At 61.8% G+C, this 22,230-nt stretch carries 12 protein-coding genes and 4 tRNA genes; 9 read left to right on the top strand and 7 right to left on the bottom strand.

Annotated features, from left to right (window positions below; genetic code table 11):
• Positions 1–58 precede the first annotated feature (58 nt).
• Positions 59–2,125 carry a carboxy terminal-processing peptidase gene (locus OP494_RS07205; RefSeq protein ID WP_280540094.1) on the top strand — a complete coding sequence of 689 codons (2,067 nt, stop codon included), beginning with the start codon at positions 59–61 and terminating at the stop codon, positions 2,123–2,125.
• Between the two features lie 112 nt (positions 2,126–2,237).
• Positions 2,238–4,046 (top strand): NAD-dependent DNA ligase LigB, encoded by a 1,809-nt coding sequence (gene ligB, locus OP494_RS07200; protein WP_280540093.1) that lies wholly within the window; start codon positions 2,238–2,240, stop codon positions 4,044–4,046.
• A gap of 19 nt (positions 4,047–4,065) precedes the next feature.
• Here ligB and OP494_RS07195 read toward each other — a convergent pair.
• The 5 genes from OP494_RS07195 to OP494_RS07175 form a co-directional block, all read right to left on the bottom strand.
• Positions 4,066–4,141 (bottom strand) — tRNA-Asn (locus OP494_RS07195).
• Between the two features lie 28 nt (positions 4,142–4,169).
• Positions 4,170–4,245, bottom strand: a tRNA-Asn gene (locus OP494_RS07190).
• A 21-nt stretch (positions 4,246–4,266) separates the two neighbouring features.
• Positions 4,267–4,342 (bottom strand) — tRNA-Asn (locus OP494_RS07185).
• A 345-nt stretch (positions 4,343–4,687) separates the two neighbouring features.
• Positions 4,688–4,764, bottom strand: a tRNA-Met gene (locus tag OP494_RS07180).
• Between the two features lie 94 nt (positions 4,765–4,858).
• The gene (locus OP494_RS07175; RefSeq protein WP_280540092.1) at positions 4,859–5,809 is read right to left on the bottom strand and encodes a choline ABC transporter substrate-binding protein; all 951 of its coding nucleotides are present in this window, start codon (positions 5,807–5,809) and stop codon (positions 4,859–4,861) included.
• Between the two features lie 237 nt (positions 5,810–6,046).
• Here OP494_RS07175 and betI point away from each other — a divergent pair, with 237 nt between their 5' ends.
• From betI to OP494_RS07140, 7 genes are all read left to right on the top strand, one after another.
• Complete coding sequence (gene betI, locus OP494_RS07170; RefSeq protein WP_280540091.1) at positions 6,047–6,658, top strand: transcriptional regulator BetI; 612 nt, start codon at positions 6,047–6,049, stop codon at positions 6,656–6,658.
• A gap of 43 nt (positions 6,659–6,701) precedes the next feature.
• Positions 6,702–8,171 carry a betaine-aldehyde dehydrogenase gene (gene betB / locus OP494_RS07165; RefSeq protein ID WP_280540090.1) on the top strand — a complete coding sequence of 490 codons (1,470 nt, stop codon included), beginning with the start codon at positions 6,702–6,704 and terminating at the stop codon, positions 8,169–8,171.
• A gap of 81 nt (positions 8,172–8,252) precedes the next feature.
• Positions 8,253–9,935, top strand: a complete 1,683-nt coding sequence (gene betA / locus OP494_RS07160; RefSeq protein WP_280540089.1) for a choline dehydrogenase — start codon at positions 8,253–8,255, stop codon at positions 9,933–9,935.
• 239 nt (positions 9,936–10,174) lie between these two features.
• Positions 10,175–11,398, top strand: coding sequence for an efflux RND transporter periplasmic adaptor subunit (locus OP494_RS07155; protein ID WP_280540088.1), 1,224 nt, complete (start codon positions 10,175–10,177; stop codon positions 11,396–11,398).
• Positions 11,395–14,529 carry an efflux RND transporter permease subunit gene (locus tag OP494_RS07150; protein ID WP_280540087.1) on the top strand — a complete coding sequence of 1,045 codons (3,135 nt, stop codon included), beginning with the start codon at positions 11,395–11,397 and terminating at the stop codon, positions 14,527–14,529. The genes OP494_RS07155 and OP494_RS07150 overlap by 4 nt, the downstream gene beginning before the upstream one ends.
• Positions 14,526–17,621, top strand: a complete 3,096-nt coding sequence (locus tag OP494_RS07145; RefSeq protein WP_280540086.1) for an efflux RND transporter permease subunit — start codon at positions 14,526–14,528, stop codon at positions 17,619–17,621. Before OP494_RS07150 ends, OP494_RS07145 begins: the two co-directional genes overlap by 4 nt.
• 165 nt (positions 17,622–17,786) lie before the next feature.
• Positions 17,787–20,237: an acyl-CoA dehydrogenase gene (locus tag OP494_RS07140; RefSeq protein ID WP_280540085.1), complete on the top strand. Its 2,451-nt coding sequence runs from the start codon at positions 17,787–17,789 to the stop codon at positions 20,235–20,237.
• A 238-nt stretch (positions 20,238–20,475) separates the two neighbouring features.
• On the opposite strand, the gene OP494_RS07135 is transcribed toward OP494_RS07140, so the two are convergent.
• Positions 20,476–21,453 (bottom strand): NADPH:quinone reductase, encoded by a 978-nt coding sequence (locus tag OP494_RS07135; protein ID WP_280540084.1) that lies wholly within the window; start codon positions 21,451–21,453, stop codon positions 20,476–20,478.
• A 141-nt stretch (positions 21,454–21,594) separates the two neighbouring features.
• The gene (locus tag OP494_RS07130) at positions 21,595–22,167 is read right to left on the bottom strand and encodes a hypothetical protein (RefSeq protein WP_280540083.1); all 573 of its coding nucleotides are present in this window, start codon (positions 22,165–22,167) and stop codon (positions 21,595–21,597) included.
• Positions 22,168–22,230: the final 63 nt, after the last annotated feature.

Raw genomic sequence — 22,230 nt, 5'->3', positions numbered from 1 at the left:
CTCAAGGGACCGGCAATCTGGGAACGAGAGTGTACATGAAACCGGGAGTGCTTGATTAATGAGCCTGTTTGCAGCCGCTCGGCGCGCGGCGATCTTGTCACTGTGGCTGGTGGTGTGTGCCCCGGCATTGGCCAATGCCCCAACACCCACCGACGAACAGCGGCAAGCAGCGGCGGAAGTCGCTGAATCGCTGCGATATGGACATTACGCCGATATCAACCTGGACGATGAGTGGTCTTCGAGAGCGTTTCAGCGCTACCTCGATGTACTTGACCCCCAACGCGCCTACTTACTAGCACGTGACGTAAAGGACTTCCAAGATCTCGATTCTTCTTTCGACGAGGCGCTCGACGAAGGAAAGCTCGAACGCGTCTACGAGCTCTACGCACGCTACCAGGAACGTCTCGAGGCACGCCTGAAATGGATGATCGAGCGTCTCGATGATGGCAGCAATTTCGATTATCAGGGCAACGAGCGCCTGGCGCTGGACCGAGAAGACGAATCCTGGGCCCAGGGGCCGGACGCACTCGACCGACTTTGGGAAAAGCGCCTCAAGAATGCCGCGCTGACCCAATCTCTCAGCGCCCCGGAGGAAGATGACGCCAAGGACATCATCAAGACCCTGCGCGATCGTTACGAGAACCAACTCTCCCGCGTCGAACAGACCAATGCCGAAGACGTTCTGGTGCTGTTCCTCAATGCCGTCACCGGCACCGTCGACCCGCATACCAGCTACCTGTCCCCAAGCCAGAGCGAATCCTTCGACATCCAGATGAAGCTCTCGCTGGAAGGTATCGGTGCGCTGCTGCAAAGCGAGGGGGAATACGTCAAAGTATCCAGCCTGGTGCCCGGCGGCCCCGCCGACAAGGGCAACGCCCTGGAACCCGCCGATCGTATCGTTGCGGTGGGACAAGGCGAGGATGGCGAAATGGTCAATGTCGTGGGCATGCGCCTCGACGAGGTCGTCGATCTGATTCGTGGCCCCAAGGGCTCGACCGTGCGTCTCGACGTCATTCCGGCCAAGGCCGTCGACGTGACACGCACGCACACGGTTCGCATCACCCGCGACACCGTCAAGCTCGAGGATCAGGCCGCCCAGAGCGAGGTCGTGACCGTGACCCGCGATGGCGAGGATCACAAGGTCGGCGTGATCGATGTGCCCACCTTCTATGTCGATTTCGATGCCTGGCAGGCCGGTGACAACGACTACCGCAGTAGCACGCGGGACGTCGCCAAGGAGATCGATAAACTCAAGCAGGAAAACGTCGAGGGCATTGTCCTGGACCTGCGCAATAACGGCGGCGGCGCCCTACAGGAAGCCAACTCGCTGATCGGCCTCTTCATCGATCGGGGCCCTACCGTGCAGGTACGCGACGCCCGCGGCCGCATCAACCTCTACGGCGACTCTGACCGTGGCGCCCACTACGACGGTCCGCTGACCGTGCTGGTCAACCGTCTTTCGGCGTCCGCCTCGGAAATCTTCGCTGGCGCGATTCAGGATTACGGTCGCGGCCTGGTGGTCGGCAACCAGACCTTCGGCAAAGGGACCGTACAGACGCTCAATGACCTCAGCCATGGCCAGATCAAGCTGACCCGCGCCAAGTTCTACCGCATCACGGGCGAGAGCACCCAACTGCGTGGCGTCGAACCGGACATCACCTTCCCCAGCCTCATCGGCAAGGACGAAATCGGAGAAAGCGCACTCGATAATGCCCTTCCCTGGGACAAGGTACGTTCCGTGCAATACCGCCAATACGGCGAGCCACAACGCTATCTCGACACGCTGCAGGCGAAACATGACGAACGCGCCAAGCAGGACCCCAACTTCGTCTATCTCGAACGCGAGGCCACGCTGGCCAAGCAACTCAAGGAGCAACGGACCAGCATCAGCTTGAACCGCGAGCAGCGCCAGCGGGAAATGGATGCCCAGGAGGCCGAGCAACTCTCGCTGGAGAATCAACGTCGCAAGGCGCTGGGTCTCGATCAGCTCGAGGAATGGACCGATGCCCGTGAGAGTGACGATCCAGAAGACAAGGAAGAGGACGACAAGCCGGTCGACCGCGCGCAAGTCATCGAGGCAGCGGAAATCCTGCTCGACTATGCGCACCTGAAAGAAGCGCAGTAAACGTCTCGCCGCCGGCATACGCCGGCGGCAATACTCGTCGCCAGAGGGTTGGTCTTTTTCATCGTTTCCAGTTAAATGAGGTTTATCTAAACCTTGGAAGCGATGAACCCTCATGCTCGCCTTTTGCCGTTCCTTCCGCGTCGCCTCAACCCTTCTACCCTGCAGCATGCCCTACTTCTCGAGACGCTGGCTCCTGCGAGGTCTCGTTGCCTATGCCCTCGCCATGGGCACCCCAGTACCGGCTTCGACGTGCCCTCAACAGCCACCCCGGGCACTCCAGGAAGATTACCAGGCACTGAATGCCCAACTCGCGCGCTGGGACCAAGCCTACTATCACCAAGGCCGGCGCCTGGTCGACGATGGCACCTATGACTCCGCCAAGCGCCAACTCGCCCGCTGGGCGCGCTGCTTTCCCGCTTTGACCGCCTCGCGCATCGCCTTGCATGAACCGGGCGGCGCGCAACGCCAACCGATCCCGCAGACCGGCGTGAACAAGCTTCCCGACCGAACCGCCGTAGCCCACTGGATCACACAGCAGACAAACCATTCACTGTGGATACAGCCCAAAGTCGACGGCGTCGCCGTCACCCTGATGTACCGGCAATCGCGCCTGGTCGCAGCTATCAGCCGTGGCGATGGCATCGAAGGACAAGACTGGCTTGCCAAGGCGTCGCACATCGCGGCCATCCCGTTGAAGCTTCCCGCTACGGCCCCCTCTCGCGTCATTTTGCAAGGCGAACTCTATGCACGCCGCGACGCCCACACACAATCCCGCGATGGCCTCGACGGCGCACGCGCTCGTGTTGCCGGGCTGATGGCTCGCAATTCACTGACGGATCGCCAGGGCGAGGAGATTGGCTTGTACGTCTGGGCCTGGCCCGACGGCCCGGCTACCATGCCCGCTCGTCTTGCCACGCTTGCCGACTGGGGGTTCGACGATGTCGCCGATACCACGCACGCCATCACCACACCGGAAGACGTCGCCCGGTGGCGCGAATACTGGTATAACCACGCCCTGCCCTTCGCCACCGACGGCATCGTCGTCAAGCGTGGCGACCGTCCCGACGGACACGAATGGGAAGCTTCGCCTCCCGACTGGACCATGGCCTGGAAATATCCCGCCCAACAGGCGATCGCACACATCGACGCCCTCGACTTCACGGTGGGTCGTACCGGGCGCATCACCGCCGTTGCCACCTTGACGCCGGTCATGCTTGGCGACAAGCGCATCACCCACGTCAGCCTTGGCTCGCTAGCGCATTGGCGCAAGACCGACGTGCGTCCCGGCGATCAAGTCAGGCTGCGCCTGGCCGGCCTGACCATCCCCCAACTCCAGGACGTGGTCATACGCACGCGACCGCGCCCAACAGTCGCGGCACCCGACGCCGAGCGTTACGATCGCCTGTCATGTCTACGCCTGACACCGAAGTGCCGCGAACAATTCCTCGCTCGGCTCGAATGGCTGGGGAGCGACAACGGCCTGGACTTCGCAGGCATCGGCCCCGCTACATGGCGCCAACTCGTCGATGCCGGGCTAATAGAGGGACTTCTCGACTGGCGCACGCTAGATTCCCGGCTCCTGGAGAAGCTACCCGGCGTCGGCACCAAGACCGCACATGACTGGCGAGCTCGCTTCGCGGCGGCCGATAAACGCTCTCCTCGCCGTTGGCTGCGTGCGCTGGGGCTACCCGCCATCCCGCAGAACGCCCTCGAGGCGATACTCGCACGACACGACATGCGTGAGCTCACGCGATGGGCGCCATCCGAGTGGCAACGTTATTCAGGTATTGGAGAAACGCGTGCGACACAGCTGGAGGACTTTTTCCACCATCCGGAAATACGACGCTTATTGAAATCACTGCAGAAAGATAGGACACCGCGCGAGGCAGGAGCGACCGTGACGGTCAACGATGCGCGTTAGTGAAGCATAAAATATCGCCTGGCTCCCCGAACAGGACTCGAACCTGTGACCCAATGATTAACAGTCATTTGCTCTACCAACTGAGCTATCGGGGAATATCAGCGATGTCACTCGGCGGGAAGTTGGCTCCCCGAACAGGACTCGAACCTGTGACCCAATGATTAACAGTCATTTGCTCTACCAACTGAGCTATCGGGGATCGCCGAGCGCGATCCGGTATTGGCTCCCCGAGCAGGACTCGAACCTGCGACCCAATGATTAACAGTCATTTGCTCTACCAACTGAGCTATCGGGGAACGATGCCGGAGCACGCGGCGTAGTATACGGATTAGTTCGAGGGCGTCAAGGCTGGAAGTGAATTCGTTTGCCAGAACGCCGCCTTAGCCCGCGCTCATTCTTCTATTGAAACAGGCACCTAGCTACGCCGGGCAAGACTACGATGCGTCGCAAGGGGATTATCCCTCCCCCGGCGAATTCACGGCGGCGATGGGCCTCACCCACCAAGCGCGCAATGCGACGGATATACAGACGCAACACGTTCCGCAGAACGCATAGCACAGCAAAACGCCAACGAGGTGCATCAGACAGAGAGGCTCTGCTTAGGCAAGCAGGAAATTTAGCGGAACTTGCGGGATGGGAGGTGGTGGCTACGCCCTGACTCGAACAGGGGACCCCATCATTATGAGTGATGTGCTCTAACCAACTGAGCTACGTAGCCACATATCGCATAGCAGGAAGCTTGGCGACGGGGGCGAATTATGCACATGGGCTTGCCGCTTGGCAAGCCCATGGCAGTGACAAGGTGCCGACGTTTAGGCGTCGATGTCGAGCTCGCGCTTCACGACATCCAGGCCAGGCTCGCCCTTGACGGTGGTCACGCCATCGAGCCACTCGTCGAGCACACCCGGATTGTCCTGGAGCCAGGCACGGGCGGCATCGCGCGGATCTTCGCCCTCATCCATGATCGCGCCCATGATTTCGTTCTCCATGGACAGGGTAAAGCTCAAGTTATTGAGCAACTCGCCCACGTTGCCGCACGTCTCGGCGTAATCGGCACGAGTGTTGGTATACACGGTGGCGCCACCCAGGTTAGGGCCGAAGTAGTCATCGGCATCTTTCAGGTAGGCCATGTCGTAGTTGGTGTTCATGGGGTGCGGCTCCCATCCGAGGAACACCATCCACTCTTCGTTCTGGGTTCTGGAATTGAGCTCGGCGAGCATGCCCGATTCGGAAGAATCGATCAGTTCCCAGTCGCCCAGGCCGAAGGCATCGTCACTGATCATCTGCTGGATGATTTCGTTGCCGTCGTTACCGGCTTCGATGCCATACAGGCGGCTACCGAACTTGTCCGCATGATCGTCCAGATCTTCCACCGAAGTGACACCGGCGTCATAGACATACTGCGGTACCGCCAAGGTGTACTTGGCGCCCTCGAGGTTCGCGCCCAGTCGATCGACCTGCCCCTTGTCGATGTACTCGTCGCTGATCGACGCCATCGACGGCATCCAGTTGCCCAGGAAGACGTCGAAGTCGCCATTCTTCATGCCGGCGTAGGCTACGGGGACGGAAACGGTATCGGAGGTGGTTTCATATCCCAGCCCTTCGAGCACTTCACGCGTCAATGCAGTGGTAGCGGTGATATCCGTCCAGCCGACTTCGGCGAAACGCACGGGTTGGCAAGCCTCCGGCGTGTCCGCCATGGCCAGCGGTGAAAGCAACGTGGCACTGCCCAGCAGCGCAATCAATGGGGTCTTGTTGGACATGGAATTCTCCCTTGCGTTGATGTTGATATAGTCATTGAATGACGATTCAATAACGTTTTTTTATGCTAAATGAATTCGGCGATTCTTTTCCACTATGGATTTCATTTACCATAGGAAAGATAGCAGATTTTTTATTGATTGAACGTTCAATAAAAAAATTCCATAATGATTCGATGACGGGTAGCTCATGAGGTGCGCAAGCGGACTACCCAGAACGTCAGCAAAGGAGAATGCTCGGTGCCCAAGCTCGGTATGCAACCCATTCGCCGCCGCCAGCTGATTCAAGCAACACTGGAAGCCATCGACGACGTCGGCCTGGCGGACGCCACCATCGCGCGGATCGCCAAGCGTGCCGGCGTCTCGGCGGGCATCATCAGCCACTATTTCGGCGGCAAGGACGGGCTGCTCGAATCGACCATGCGTCAGATTCTTTGGGACCTCGGCAACGCCGTCGCACAGCGGCGTGCCCGGGACGATGTCGAGTCCCCACGCCAACACCTGCATGCCATCATCGACGGCAACTTCGACCGCAGCCAGGTCAACAAGATCGTCATGAAGACCTGGTTGGCTTTTTGGTCGGTCAGCATGCACCGTCCCGATCTGCAGCGTTTGCAGCGCGTCAATGATCGGCGACTATATTCAAACATCTGTCACCACTTCCAACGCTGCCTGCCAAGGCCCGACGCACAGCAGGCAGCACGCGGCCTGGCCGCAATGATCGATGGGCTCTGGTTACGCGGCGCGCTCGCGCCACAAGGCATCGATGTCGACCGAGCGCGACAACTGGCCTATGACTATGTGGAAGAGCAACTCGCTCATGCCACGAATCAAGCGCCGATAAACGCCTGACACCAGGCCTCGACACTTTTCAATCACGACACGGGAGGACCTCATGGCCACTTTCGAGACTCAAAAGCTCTATATCGGCGGTCGATTCGTCGACGCTACATCCGGCGAGACATTCGACACGATCAATCCAGTCGATGGCAGTGTGCTGGCGAGCATCCAGCAAGCCTCTCAGGACGATGTCGATCGTGCCGTCGCCTCGGCCCGCGAAGGCCAGCGTACATGGGCAGCAATGAACGGCATGGAACGCAGCCGTATCCTGCATCGCGCCGTCGCGCTGCTGCGCGAACGCAACGATGAACTGGCCCATCTGGAAACACTGGACACCGGCAAGCCGATCAGCGAAACCCAAGCCGTGGATATCGTCACCGGCACCGACTCGCTGGAATACTATGCCAATCTGGCGCCCTCCATCGAAGGCACCCAGGTGCCGCTGCGCGAGGACTCGTTCTTCTACACGCGCCGCGAACCGCTAGGTGTAATCGGCGCCATCGGCGCCTGGAACTATCCCATCCAGATTGCTTGCTGGAAATCCGCACCGGCACTGGCGGCGGGCAACGCAGTGGTCTTCAAGCCCAGTGAGGTCACGCCGCTGACCACCCTGAAACTGGCGGAAATTCTCACCGAAGCCGGCCTGCCGGATGGCGTGTTCAACGTCGTCCAGGGTGACGGGCGCGTCGGGCAGATGCTCACCAACCACGCCGACATCGACAAGATCACCTTCACCGGCGAAGCCGGCACCGGCAAGAAGGTCATGTCCGCCGCGGCGGGTTCGACGCTCAAGGAAGTCACCATGGAGCTGGGTGGCAAGTCGCCGTTGATCGTCTTCGAGGACGCCGACCTGGAGCGCGCCGCCGACGCCGCGATGCTGGCCAATTTCTATTCCAGCGGCCAGGTCTGCACCAACGGCACGCGCGTCTTCATCCACCGCTCGGTTCAGGCAGACTTCGAAGCCAAGATCAAGGAGCGCGTGGAGCGCATCAAGGCCGGCGACCCGCTCGATCCGGCGGTCAACTTCGGTCCGCTGGTCAGCTTCGAGCACCAGGAAAAGGTGCAAAGCTATATCGATCTTGGCGCCCAGGAAGGCGCGTGCCTGCTGGTCGGCGGTGGCCGCTGGGACCAGGGCGACTGGGCTCAGGGCGCGTGGGCCGCACCGACGGTGTTCACCGATTGCCGCGACGACATGCGCATCGTGCGCGAGGAAATCTTCGGCCCGGTGATGGCGATTCTGGTCTTCGACGATGAGGAAGAAGTCATCCGTCGCGCCAACGACACCGGCTACGGCCTCGCCGCCGGGCTGTTCAGCGAAAGCCTGAACCGCGCGCATCGCGTCATTCATCGCCTGCAGGCCGGCATCTGCTGGATCAACACCTGGGGCGATTCGCCGGCGGAAATGCCGGTGGGCGGCTACAAGGAGTCCGGCATCGGCCGTGAAAACGGCCTCTCGTCGCTCGATCAGTACACGCAGATCAAATCGGTACAGATCGAAATGGGGCCCTTCCCCGCCGTGTTCTGATGCAGCGACCATGGCCGGTGTTTCCAGCCGGCCATGCGCGCATCCCTGTCATTCGTTCGACCACGTGAAGGAGGGCCGCTCATGACACAGGCTCGTGAATTCGACTACATCATCATCGGGGCCGGTTCTGCCGGCAACGTACTCGCCACTCGCCTGACCGAGGACCCCGACGTCCAGGTCCTGCTGCTCGAGGCCGGCGGCCCCGACTATCGCTTCGACTTTCGTACGCAGATGCCCGCAGCGCTGGCGTATCCACTGCAGGGCAAGCGTTACAACTGGGCATTCGAGACCGATCCCGAACCCCACATGAACAACCGTCGCATGGAGTGCGGTCGTGGCAAGGGGCTTGGCGGTTCATCGCTGATCAACGGCATGTGCTATCTACGCGGCAACGCGCTGGATTACGACAACTGGGCCAAGACGCCGGGCCTGGAGGACTGGAACTACCTGCAGTGCCTGCCCTACTTCAAGCGTGCCGAGACGCGCGACATCGGGCCCAATGATTACCACGGCGGCGATGGCCCGGTGTCGGTGGCCACCCCCAAGGAAGGCAACAACGAGCTCTACAGCGCCTTCATTCGTGCGGGCATCGAGGCCGGCTACCCGGCCACCGAGGACGTCAATGGCTACCAGCAGGAAGGCTTCGGTCCCATGGACCGCACGACGACGCCGAACGGTCGCCGTGCCTCCACGGCGCGTGGCTATCTGGATATCGCCAAGCAACGCCCCAACCTGACGATCGAGACGCACGCCACGACTGATGTCATCGAATTCGAGGGCAAGCGCGCCGTCGGCGTGAGCTACGAGCGCAAGGGCCAGGCCCAGCGTGTTCGCGCACGTCGCGAGGTGTTGCTGTGCGCGGGTGCCATCGCCTCACCGCAGATCCTGCAGCGCTCCGGCGTGGGCAATCCCGAGCACCTCAAGGAATTCGACATTCCCGTGGTACACGCGCTGCCAGGCGTCGGCGAAAACCTCCAGGATCACCTGGAAATGTACATCCAGTACGAATGCAAGAAGCCCATTTCGCTGTATCCGGCGCTCAAGTGGTACAACCAGCCCAAGATCGGTGCCGAATGGCTTTTCTTCGGCAAGGGTGTCGGCGCCAGCAACCAGTTCGAGGCGGCCGGTTTCATTCGTACCAACGACCAGGAAGAGTGGCCCAACCTCCAGTACCACTTCTTGCCGATCGCCATCAGTTACAACGGCAAGAGCGCGGTGCAGGCCCATGGTTTTCAGGCCCACGTCGGCTCCATGCGCTCCATGAGCCGTGGACGCATCCGCCTGACATCCCGCGATCCCAACGCCGCGCCCAGCATCCTGTTCAACTACATGTCCGAGGAAAAGGACTGGCAGGAATTCCGCGACGCGATCCGCATCACGCGCGAGATCATCGAGCAGCCAACGATGGACGAATATCGCGGCCGCGAGATTTCGCCGGGCCCGAATGCGCAAAGTGACGCGGAGCTCGACGAATACGTGCGTCAGCATGCGGAGACCGCTTATCACCCCGCCGGCTCCTGCAAGATGGGCAATGCCGATGACGAGATGGCCGTCGTCGACGGCGCGGGACGCGTACATGGTCTCGAAGGGCTGCGCGTCATCGATGCCTCGATCATGCCCGTGATCGCCACCGGCAACCTCAACGCTCCGACGATCATGATCGCCGAAAAAATGGCCGACAAGGTGCGCGGGCGCGATCCGCTGCCGCCCGCCGAGGTCGATTACTACGTCGCTCATGACGCACCGGCACGCCGCAAGGCATGACGCTGCTTATGACATGACGTCCGCCTCGAACACCCGGTGCACGTGCATCGGGTGTTTTTGCATTATCCTTCCTTAATTCTTGCCCACCGCCCCCTTAGACTGTGCACGATCGTCCAACCGATTCGTCGTTAACAGGAACCTTTCGTTACAATGCGCCTCTTATCCCGGTGACTCGCGTCCGCCCAAAACGCGCGCGGCCTCTGCGCCGGAATGTCTCTGACAAGGATCAATGCCCCGTCATGCCCCACTCTCGTCGTCTCTGGATCGCCCTACTCATCGTCGTCTTGATCGCCCTCGCCGTGTGGTGGATCCCCGACTGGCAAAACGACGATCAGCCAAGCGATGCCCCAGCCAGTGCAGGTGGCGAAAGTACAGGTGAGGAAAGAAGCACGGCCGTGGCCGCCATCGAGGCCCGACGCGGGGATCTCGAGATTACCGTCGGGGCGCTGGGCACCGTGCGCTCGCTATCGAGCATTGACGTGTATCCGCGTGTCGAAGGCGAACTGCTCACGGTGGATTTCAAGGAAGGTGAGCATGTCGAGAAAGGACAGCGCCTGGCCACCATCGACCCGCGTGACTATCAGGCTCAGCTCGCTGCCGCCCAGGGGCAATTGGTTCAGGATCAGGCACAACTGGAATCGGCCCGCGCGGACCTCGAACGCTACGAGTCACTGGCTCAGAGCCAGTCGATCTCCCGTCAGGAACTCGAACAGCAGCGCCAGCTAGTCCGCCAGTACGAAGGCGCCGTGTCCAGCGACCGAGCCGATATCGATAGCGCCCAAGTGCAGCTGGACTATACCGACATCACTGCGCCCAACGCCGGCATCATCGGCATCCGCAACGTCGATCCCGGTAACCTGGTCAGCAGTGGTGACGACGATCCCATTGCCACGCTCACCCAGCTCGATCCGATCTCGGTAGTCTTCTCATTGCCCAGCCAATACGTACCGACGCTGCGCGAGCAACTGGCATCAGGAGACGCGCCCAGCGTTTCGGTGACCACGGTGGGTGACGAACGCCTCGAAGGACAACTGACCAGCATCGACAGCCAGATCGACACCGCCACCGGCACCGTGCGACTCCGCGCGCGCTTCGACAACGCAGCGGACCGCCTCTACCCCAGCGCCTTCGTCGACGTGCGGCTGACGGTCAACACGCTGCGTGACCGCGTCATCGTCCCCGCGCCTGCCGTTCAGACCGGTCAAGACGGCCTGTTCGTGTATGTCGTCGGCGACGATGACACGGTGACCCGCCACGATGTCGTCGTCAGTGCCAGCGAAGATCATCGCAGCGCCCTAGCCAGCGGTGTCTCGGCAGGCGAGCGCGTGGTCGTGGACGGCGTCGATAGCCTCCGCGACGGTGCCAAGGTACGCGTCGTCAGCAACGCCCTACCGGGAGAAACCAGCGCCTCTTCGACGGCTGACGATGACGCCGACACGCAGACGTCGCGAGACGCCTCATGAATCCATCGCGGCTGTTCATTCTACGTCCGGTCGCCACCTCTCTGGTGATGCTGGCCATCCTCATCACCGGCGCCTTTACCTACCGGCTGCTCAGCATATCGTCGCTGCCCGAAGTCGACTTTCCTACCATTCAGGTCACCACGCTGTACCCCGGCGCGGGCCCAGATGTCATGCTTTCCCACGTCACCGCACCACTGGAAGACGAGTTGGGAGAAATCGCCGGCCTCGAGGACATGAGCTCGACCAGTACCGGTGGCGCGTCGCTTATCACGTTGCGATTCGGTCTCGATGGCGACCTGGGCGTCGCCGAGCAGGAAGTACAGGCCGCTCTTAACCAGGCGGAAACCCTGCTGCCCGACGACCTGCCTCGTCCGCCGAGCTATAGCAAGGTCAACCCCGCCGATACGCCGGTACTGACACTGGCCGTGACGTCCGATAGCTTGCCGTTGACCAAGGTCCACGACCTGGTCGATACCCGCCTGGCGCAGAAACTCGCCCAGATCAGCGGCGTCGGCGAGGTACGTCTGTCCGGCGGCAATCGACCCGCCGTGCTAATCGATGTCGATTCGCGCCAGCTCGCCGCGCACGGGCTCGATCTTTCCAGCGTGCGTGGCGCCGTGGAAAGCGCCAACGTCAATCAGGCCAAGGGCACCATTTATGGTCCTTACCGCGCCTATAGCATCGAGGCCAACGACCAGTTGGCCTCCGCGGCAGGCTATCGCGACCTCATCCTCAAGTACGAGAATGGCGCCCCCTTGCGATTGAGCGATGTAGCCAGCATCGAGGACGGCGCGGAAAACGCGCAACTCGGGGCCTGGGCCAATGGCGAGAAGACGATTCTGGTCGATGTCCTGCGTCAACCCGGCGCCAACGTGGTCGGCGTCGTCGACGATATCGAGCGTCGCTTGCCGGCGTTATCGGCGAGCTTGCCGGGCAACGTCGACGTGGACATCTTGAGCGATCGCACCACCACGATCCGTGCCGCCGTCGAGGACGTGCAGTTCGAGCTGGTCCTCGCCATCGCGCTGGTGATCATGGTCACCTTCCTGTTTCTGCGTAATCTACCGGCAACGCTGATCCCCAGCCTGGCCGTACCGTTGTCGCTCGTCGGCACCTTCGGCACCATGTATTTGGCTGGCTTCAGTCTCAACAACCTCACCTTGATGGCGCTGACCATCGCTACCGGCTTCGTCATCGACGACGCCATCGTGGTGCTCGAGAACATCACACGCTATTTGGAACGCGGCGAAACGCCCTTGCAGGCAGCACTCAAGGGATCGCGCCAGATCGCGTTCACCATCCTTTCGCTGACGGTATCGCTGCTGGCGGTACTGATCCCGTTGCTGTTCATGAGCGGTGTGGTCGGCGTGCTGTTTCGTGAATTCGCCATGACGCTGGCGATTTCCATCGTCATCTCGGCGTTCGTCTCCCTGACCCTGACGCCGATGCTTTGCGCGCGTTGGCTGCGGCGCCGCACCCGCGATGCCGAGGGCGACGCTCAGCCCCTCGACGACGAAGCCATGGTGCGCAGTCGCCAAGGCCTCTTCGGACGTCTCACGCGTGGCTACGAACGCGCCCTGGACACGGTGCTCAGGCACCAGACGGCGACGCTATGGATGGCACTGGGAACCTTCGTGCTGACCGCCGTGCTGTTCTGGATGACGCCCAAGCAGTTGTTCCCGACTCAGGATACCGGCACCTTGCGCGGCATCACCACGGCGACGCAGACGACGTCCTACCGTGCCATGTCGGCGCGTCAGCAGGATCTGGCCGAGCGCTTGTTGGCCGATCCCGCCGTGGCCAATATTGCCTCGAGCATCGGTATCGACGGCACCAACACCACGCTCAATGGCGGCCGGCTGCAAATCGACCTGGCCGACCTGGACGCGCGCGACGCCGACTTGGACGCCATCGTCTCGCGGCTACTCGATGCCGCTGCCGATGTCCCTGGCATCGACCTGGCATTGACACCGGTGCAAGACCTGACGCTGGAAGACACCGTCAGCCGTTATCCGTACCAGTTCGCCTTGACCCAGGGTGATCGCGACCAATTGGCGCACGACGTCTCGGCGATGACCGAACGTCTCGAGGATGCCCCGGCCATCGCGCATATCGCCACCGACCTTCAGAACGCAGGTCGCAAGCTCGAGGTCAGTATCGACCGCGATCGCGCCAGCCGGCTCGGCATCTCGGTCGCCGACATCGACGACGCCCTCTACGATGCCTTCGGCCAGCGCCTGATCTCGACGATTTTCACCCAATCCAACCAGTATCGCGTGGTGCTGAGCGCAGCGCATGGCGACGACGCCGGCCCCGAGGCTATTTCCCGGCTATATGTCAGCGGCAGTGACGACGCCATGGTGCCGCTGTCGAGTCTGGTCAGCGTCAAGGAAGAACCCACCGCACTATCGCGTCAACGCCTCAATCAGTTCCCTTCGGCATTGATGTCGTTCGATGCCGCGCCCGGCTATTCGCTGTCGGATGCCTTCGATGCCGTCGAAGCGGCCCGCGATGACGTCCTCAGCGCCGACACACAGCTCGATTTTCGAGGTACCGCCCTGGCGTTCACTACCTCGACGCGTGACACGCTATGGCTGATTGCCGCCGCCGTCATCACCATGTACATCGTGCTCGGCGTGCTCTACGAGAGCTACATCCACCCGTTGACGATTCTCTCGACCCTGCCGTCGGCGGCCATCGGCGCCTTGCTGGCCCTGATGCTCAGTAACAACGCCCTGGGCATGGTGGCTATCATCGGCATCATCCTGCTGATCGGCATCGTCAAGAAGAATGCCATCATGATGATCGACTTCGCACTCGAGGCGCAGCGAACGCAAGGCATGTCGGCATATCGCGCGATTCATAGCGCCGCATTGCTGCGCTTTCGGCCGATCATGATGACTACCTTCGCCGCCCTGCTCGGAGCACTGCCGCTGATGCTCGCCAGCGGTTACGGGGCGGAGCTGCGCCGCCCGCTGGGCATGACCATGGTTGGCGGTCTGTTGCTGAGCCAATTGCTGACGCTTTTCACCACGCCGGTGATCTACCTGTTCTTCGACCGGCTGGCCCAACGCTGGCGCCGGCGTGGCAATGCGCATGACACTGCAATGGATACCGAGGTGGATGCGTGAGCGTTTCCAGTCCCTTCGTGCGTCGTCCAGTGGGCACCGCGCTGCTGGCGTTGGGCATCGTGCTGCTGGGGCTGCTGGCCTACCAGCGTCTTCCCGTGGCACCGCTGCCCAACGTGTCGTTCCCTACCATCGTGGTCAACGCCAGCCTCTCCGGCGCCAACCCTGAGACCATGGCGTCCACCGTGGCCACGCCGCTGGAGCGCTCGCTAGGGACCATTTCCGGCATCTCGCAGATGACTTCGAGCAGTTCTGACGGTTCAACGCGCGTCGTCGTGCAATTCGATCTAGACAAGGATATCGACGACGCCGCACGCGAGGTGCAAGCCGCGATCAACGATGCCCAACCCTTGCTGCCCAGCGCCATGACCAGCCGCCCCAGCTATCGCAAGATGAATCCGGCGGCGGCGCCGATCATGATTCTCTCGGTCACCTCCGACACGCTGCCCACCAGTGAGCTTTACCAGCTCGCCGACGAACGCATTGCGCCGCCGATCCTGCAGGTGCCCGGTGTCGGCGACGTCAATGTCGGCGGCAGTTCTTCTCCGGCGGTACGCGTGTCACTCGATCCGCGTCGGCTCGAGCATGCGGGCGTATCGTTGACGGCCGTGGCCAATGCAATACGCAGTGCCACCACCAGCACGCCCACCGGTTTTGTGGCATCCCCCGCCACACGCTGGGAAGTCGACACCGACTCGCAGCTAATGCAAGCCGAGGCGTTCGAGGACCTCATCGTGGCGCGCGGCGAGAACGGTGCCGTGATGCACTTGAGCGATGTCGCCGATATCGAAAACGGCGTGGAAGACCGCTACAACGTGGGCTTTCAGAACGAGCAACCGGCCGTGCTACTGGTCATTAGTGCCAGCAGCGGCGCCAATGTCATCGACACCATCGCCGGCATCCGCGAGCGCATGGCGTCCATCGAAAGTCAGTTGCCACAAAGTGCTTCGCTTAGCGTGCAGCTCGACCGTGCCCCCGGCATACGCGCCTCCTTGCATGAGACACAGCTCACCTTGATGCTGGCCATCGCGCTGGTGGTCCTGGTGGTGTTCCTGTTCCTGCGTAACGCTCGCGCCACGCTGATTCCCAGCCTGGCGATTCCCGTGTCACTGATCGGCACCTTCGCGATGATGCATGTCATGGGCTTTTCGCTCGACACGCTGTCGCTGATGGCACTGATCGTATCGATCGGCTTTCTCGTCGACGACGCCATCGTCGTGGTCGAGAACATCGCCCGGCATATCGAGCAAGGCATGCCATCCCGACAAGCCGCCCTGCAAGGCGCACGCGAAGTAGGCTTCACGGTGACCTCGATGAGCGTGTCCCTGGTGGCGGTATTTCTGCCGCTGCTGTTCATGGGCGGCTTCATCGGACGCATGTTCTTCGAATTCGCGATGACCCTGTCGCTGGCGGTGCTGGTCTCACTAGTGGTGTCGCTGACCCTGACGCCCATGCTCTGTGCGCGCTGGTTGCGACCCGGACGCGAGCGCCAGCCCCCGCGCTGGGAGGCAGCCCTGCTCGCTTTCGGTCAGGGCTGTCAGCGACTTTATACGCGCAGCCTGGATATTGCCCTGCGCCATCGACGCTTAACGCTACTCTCGCTGGTCGGCGTGATCGTACTCAACGGCTACCTCTACGTCGCCGTCGACAAGGGGTTCATTCCTCAGCAGGACACCGGACGACTGATCGGTTTCGTGCGCGGGGATCAAAGCCTGTCGTTCGATGCCATGTCGGCCAAGTTGCGCACCATTCGCGAGCGTCTGTCCGACGCGCCCGAGGTGCATAGTGTGCTGGGCTTCATGGGCGGCCGTGGCGGAGGCGCCTCCGCCACCTTGTTCATCACCCTGAAGGAGGGCCAACATGAGGCGGGCACGCAGGCCATCGGCAATCGTCTAGGCGCATCGATGGGCGATATTCCCGGCGTCAACACCTCGATGATGGCCCTGCAAGACATCCGTATCGGTGGCCGACAGAATACCGGCACGCAATACGAAATCACCCTCAAGAGCGACGATCTCGCGCTGCTCGATACCTGGTCCCAGCGCGTCAGTGACGCCATGCAGGATGTCGACGGGCTGACCGGTGTCGATAGCGATAGCCGGGGCGAGGGCCAAGCCGTGGAACTCAACGTCGACCGCGATACCGCCAAGCGCCTCGGCGTCGACATGCAAGACGTTGATACACTGCTCGGTAACGCCTTCGCGCAACGCAGCATCACCAGCCTGTTTGACGCCGACAACCAGCGCTACGTGATCCTCGAGGTAGATGACGAACACCGCAGCGCGCCGGAAGCCATTTCACGACTCCACGTCATCAACGACGCAGGCGACGCAATACCCGTCTCGGCGTTCAGTCATCTCGAGGAAAGTACCACGCCGGTGAGCGTCAACCATCAGGGACAATTCGCCTCCACCACGGTATCGTTCAATCTCGAAGACGGCGTCACGCTGGGCGATGCTACCCAGCGCATCCGTCGTACGGTGGACGACCTGCGGTTGCCCACTGCCGTGCAGGTGGATTTCGAGGGCAGCGCGGGCGCCTTCCAGAGCGGCATGCAAGCCATGCCGTGGCTGCTCCTGGCCGCGCTAGTGACGGTCTACCTGGTGCTGGGGATTCTCTACGAGAGCTACATTCACCCACTGACGATCCTCTCTACCCTGCCCTCGGCCGGGGTCGGCGCACTGCTCGCCTTGATGCTGCTCGATACACCATTCACGCTCATCGCCCTGATCGGCATCATTCTGCTGATCGGCGTAGTAAAGAAAAATGCCATCATGCTGGTCGACTTCGCCGTCAGTGCCGAGCGCGAACGCGGCCTGAGCGCGCTCGAGGCCATACGCGAAGCGGCAGTGGTACGCTTTCGTCCCATCATGATGACCACGCTGGCCGCCATTCTCGGCGCGATTCCGCTGTTGCTGGGCACCGATGAAAACGCTGCGTTGCGCGCACCGCTGGGCATCACCATCATCGGCGGCCTGATCCTGAGCCAAGTCTTGACGCTCTACACCACCCCGGTGGTCTATCTCTACCTCGACCGGCTACATCGCCGATTGCGCCCGGCTCGACTCGAAAACGCTTCGCAGTCCACGCCCTGACCTTACTGCCCCGTACCGCCTCTGGCGGCGCGGGGCCTCTCGTCAATCTTGAAGGACGCCTTCCCTCCTGAATCACGACTTCCACCATGGATGACTAGTCGTGGCGACACGAGTACGCTAGGCTGAATTCAAACAAGCGTTAGAAATTATCCAGGGAGAGTGCACATGTTGGAACTGTTGCTCATCGTCGTGGCGCTGGCAGGCCTGGTCTGGATCATGCGTCGGGAGGCAGGCGCCTTGCCGGCGTTGGGGCTGTTATTGATCCTCGGCGCCCTCGGTATCGTCTTCGGCGCAGTGACAGTGGGCGTGCTGCTGTGGCTCGGCGCCCTGGCCGTGGCGGCCTGTGGGCTACCCACATTGCGGCGGCGCTGGCTGACTCCGCGCCTGTTCGCGGCCTTCAAGAAGTCGGCGCCCAAGGTCTCCGAGACCGAGCGTATCGCCCTCGAAGCGGGCAGTGTGGCCTGGGACGGTGAGCTCTTCTCAGGCCGCCCCCAATGGCAACGGCTGCTGGATTTCGGCACCACGGAACTGAGCGAGGAAGAGCAGGCTTTCGTCGACCATCAATGCTCCGTGGCCGCCGGCATGTGCAACGCCTGGGAGATCGCCCGCACGCGTGCCGACCTGCCGCCCGAGCTTTGGGACTACCTCAAGCGCGAAGGCTTCTTCGGGATGATCATTCCCAAGCGCTATGGCGGGCTGGAATTCTCCGCCAAGGCACAATCGGCAGTACTGCAAAAACTGGCCGTCAATGAGACGCTGATGGTCACGGTCGGCGTGCCCAATTCACTGGGGCCGGGTGAGCTGCTGCTCAAATACGGCACCGAGGAACAGAAAGACCATTACTTGCCACGCCTGGCGGATGGACGCGAGATCCCCTGCTTCGGGCTCACAGGACCGCGCGCGGGCAGCGATGCTACCTCGCTGCCCGATGTCGGCGTCGTCTGCCGAGGCAAACACAATGGCGAGGACGTCCTCGGGCTCAAGCTCACCTTCGAAAAACGCTGGATCACCCTGGCCCCCATCGCCACCGTGGTCGGCCTGGCGTTTCGCATGTTCGACCCCGACGGCCTGCTCGGCGATACCGAAGACCTTGGCATCACCTGCGCGCTGATCCCTCGCAATACGCAGGGCATGGAGATCGGACGCCGCCACCATCCCATCGGTAGCCCGTTCATGAATGGCCCGATTCGCGGCCAGGATGTCTTCATCCCCCTCGACTGGATCATCGGCGGCACCGAGATGGCCGGACAAGGCTGGCGCATGCTGGTCGAATGCCTGTCCGTGGGGCGCTGCATTACCCTGCCCTCCGGTGCTTCGGGTATCGGCCGCTATGCGCTGGGCTGGGCTGGCGGCTATACCCGCATCCGCCGTCAATTCAACCTGCCCGTCGCCGAGATGGAAGGTGTCCAGGAGCCGTTGGCGCGTATCGCCGCGCATGCCTATATCGCCCAGGCAGCGGTCATGCAAACCGCCAACACCATCGACCACGGCGTCAAGCCGGCGGTGCCCTCGGCCATCCTCAAGAGCCAGTTGACCGAATTCCAACGCAACATGCTCGCCGATGCCATGGATGTGCACGGCGGCCGCACCGTCACGTTGGGGCCGCGCAACTACCTGGGTATCGCCTATGCCGCCAACCCGGTGTCGATCACCGTGGAAGGCGCCAACATCATGACGCGCAACCTGATGATCTTCGGCCAGGGCGCGATTCGCTGCCACCCCCATGTGCTCAACGAGCTCGCCGCCAAGGACAACGATGACCTCCCGGCCTTCGACAAGGCCATCTTCCGCCACACCGGCATGGTCTTCGGCAATGCCGCGCGCGCTTTTACTCTGGGCCTGGGGATCGGCAAGCCAAGCGTTCCGTTCGACGAGATCGCCGCCCCTTACGCGCAGGAAGTCGCACGGCTGTCCGCGGCCTTCGGCCTGTGTGCCGATGCCGCCATGGCGAGCCTCGGCTCAGGCCTCAAGAAACGTGAAATGCTCTCGGCGCGCCTCGGCGACGTACTGTCCAACCTCTATCTAACCTCGATGCTGCTCAAGCAGTGGCACGAGTCGGACAACGTCGAGCATGAGGCAACGCTTTTGCATTACAGCTGCCGCACGTTGCTCCATCGCGCCGAGCAAGCCTTCATCGAATTGTTCGACAACCTGCCCAATAGGGCCCTGGCGACGACCCTATCGGCCATCGCGATGCCGCTCGGACGGCGCTGGCACAAGCCTCATGATCGCTTCACGCGCGATATCGCCCACGCCGTCTCCACCGACAGCGCCTTGCGTCGCAAGCTGACTGAAAACACCTGGGATACACAGGACGCCGGGCAACAGGACAACCCGCTGGCCCGCTACAATGCCCTGCTCGCCGACAGCGAGCAGGCCGAGCCGCTCTACCGGCGTATCGCCAAGGCCTATGGCAAGGGTGAATTACCCGCCGAGGCGCTGCATCCGGAGCAGCGCGTGGAAGCAGCTTGGGAGTCCGGTCTGATCGACGATGCAGAAGCCGACTTCATGCGGCGATTCGAGAAGGAAGTGCTGGAAATGCTCAGCGTCGACGACTTCGCCTTCGATGCCTTCGCTCTCGACAAGGAAAGTGTGGTGTGGCACGACACTCACTAAGCGTTAACCCTAGGCATTGTCTGAAAACTGTCTGCGCTCAGCCATACTGCGTTAAAAATCAGCTCAAAGTGCTCATTTACAACCCGTAAACTCCGCTTTTTCGCTGATTTTTGCCTTGTCTGACCTTCGCTCGTCGACTTTTCAGGCAGTGCCTAAGGGCTAGACCCAAAAAGCCCGGGCCTGTACCAGACAGGACCCGGGCTTTTAATGTCGTCATCTGACCGTTATCTGAAATGTCTCAGGGCAGCAGTACCGTCGAGCCAGTGGTCTTGCGCGCCGCCAGGGCTTCCTGGGCCTGGGCGGCCTCGCTCAAGGGGTAACGGTTGGCGACATCGATGGCGACCTTGCCGCTGGCGATCACCTCGAACAGTTCCTCGGCCATGGCCTCGAAGCGCTCACGCGTGTCGGCATAACCATTGAGGCTGGGTCGCGTCACGAACAAGGCGCCCTTCTGATTGAGGATACCGATGTTGACGCCTTCGACCGGGCCCGAGGCATTGCCGAAGCTGACCATCAGGCCGCGTTTTTGCAGGCAATCAAGCGACGTTTCCCAGGTATCCTTGCCCACCGAGTCGTACACCACCGGCACCATCTCGCCACCGGTCAACTCGCGCACGCGCTCGACGACATTTTCCCGTGTGTAGTCGATGGTCGCCCAAGCGCCGTTGCGCTTGGCCAACTCGGCTTTCTCGGGCGAGCCGACGGTGCCGATCAACTTCACACCCAGCGCCTTCGCCCATTGGCAAGCGATGGAGCCAACGCCGCCCGCGGCGGCATGGAACAGAATCGTCTCGCCTTCTTTTACCCGATATGTCTGACGCAGAAGATATTGCACCGTCAGTCCCTTGAGCATGGCCGCCGCAGCGGTCTCGAAGCCGATGGCCTCGGGCAACGCCACGACCTTCTCCGCCGGCAACACGTGCTGCTCGGCGTAAGCGCCTAACGCCCCTTGGGCATAGGCGACACGATCTCCCGGCGCGAAGCCTTTCACGCCCTCGCCGACCGCCTCGATTTCCCCGGCCCCTTCGGTGCCCAAGCCGGACGGCAAGCTCGGTGCCGGATAAAGCCCAGTACGGAAGTAGATGTCGATGAAGTTCAATCCCACCGCGCGATTGCGAACGCGAACCTCGCCCGGGCCGGGCTCGGCGGGAGTAGCGTCGACATATTCCAGGACCTCGGGCCCGCCGGTGCGCGCGAACTGAATACGCTTGGCCATACATTCTTCCTTATGAAGCTAACGAATCTGGACTTTCATCCAAGCGCCGAACGCTCGCCGGGTCAAGCCGTCCGGCCCCGAGAATGTGCCCGGAGTGGCGCATCGCCACTAAAGTCGCATGGCATCGCTCTGCGAGTGGCGTCACACGCGGCCGTCGAAACGTTCCAGGCCGGCGATGAAACGCGCCTTGTACGACTCGAAGGTCTCGGGCTCACGCTTGAAGGTCTGCACGATGCCCTCGGCATTGAAACGCAACGGTTTCGTCAAGGTATCCGGCGTTACTGTTTCATGTTGCGCGGCCAAGCCCAGACGCATGCCGTCCGGCATATCCAGCCATCGAGTGATGCCGCAATCACGAAAGAAGGTCTCGCTGGCCTCGTCGGGGGCATGCACTCGCAAGGGCGCGCGCGTGGCCATTTCCCTGACCAGGCGTTTGACATGCTCTTCGTCGCCCCCAGTTTCCGGTGTCGAGAGTAATGTCACTTCCATGCCTTGGCCTTCGATGTCCGAGACCAGCAACAGCATGGCGAGAATCGTCTGCTGCTCGTCGGCCAGGACGAAAATGCGTGCCGCGTCCTGCTCGAACAACACCCCTAACGTGCCAGTGAAGGTCACCAGGGGATCGAGCCCGGCTTTTTGGCCATACACATTGGCGCACAGCTGTGCGAGGCAGGCCTCGCGGCTTTCCGGGTTCTTAACATGAATGATTTTCATCGGTCTCTCTGCCGGTCGGGCGCCGTCTGTCGGCCAAAGCGCCAGACGACTGATCTCGAAACA

Source organism: Chromohalobacter sp. 11-W (assembly GCF_029889905.1).
Lineage (GTDB): Bacteria > Pseudomonadota > Gammaproteobacteria > Pseudomonadales > Halomonadaceae > Chromohalobacter.
The sequence above is the reverse complement of the archived record's forward strand: the minus strand, read 5'-3'. Positions and strand labels throughout refer to the sequence as shown.

What these genes read in the sequence shown, in the direction of transcription:
- OP494_RS07205 (WP_280540094.1), top strand. Translation starts at nt 59, where the DNA reads ATGAGCCTGTTTGCAGCCGCTCGGCGCGCGGCGATCTTGTCACTGTGG.
- ligB (WP_280540093.1), top strand. Translation starts at nt 2,238, where the DNA reads ATGCTCGCCTTTTGCCGTTCCTTCCGCGTCGCCTCAACCCTTCTACCC.
- OP494_RS07175 (WP_280540092.1), bottom strand. Translation starts at nt 5,809, where the DNA reads ATGTCCAACAAGACCCCATTGATTGCGCTGCTGGGCAGTGCCACGTTG.
- betB (WP_280540090.1), top strand. Translation starts at nt 6,702, where the DNA reads ATGGCCACTTTCGAGACTCAAAAGCTCTATATCGGCGGTCGATTCGTC.
- betA (WP_280540089.1), top strand. Translation starts at nt 8,253, where the DNA reads ATGACACAGGCTCGTGAATTCGACTACATCATCATCGGGGCCGGTTCT.
- OP494_RS07155 (WP_280540088.1), top strand. Translation starts at nt 10,175, where the DNA reads ATGCCCCACTCTCGTCGTCTCTGGATCGCCCTACTCATCGTCGTCTTG.
- OP494_RS07150 (WP_280540087.1), top strand. Translation starts at nt 11,395, where the DNA reads ATGAATCCATCGCGGCTGTTCATTCTACGTCCGGTCGCCACCTCTCTG.
- OP494_RS07140 (WP_280540085.1), top strand. Translation starts at nt 17,787, where the DNA reads ATGTTGGAACTGTTGCTCATCGTCGTGGCGCTGGCAGGCCTGGTCTGG.
- OP494_RS07135 (WP_280540084.1), bottom strand. Translation starts at nt 21,453, where the DNA reads ATGGCCAAGCGTATTCAGTTCGCGCGCACCGGCGGGCCCGAGGTCCTG.
- OP494_RS07130 (WP_280540083.1), bottom strand. Translation starts at nt 22,167, where the DNA reads ATGAAAATCATTCATGTTAAGAACCCGGAAAGCCGCGAGGCCTGCCTC.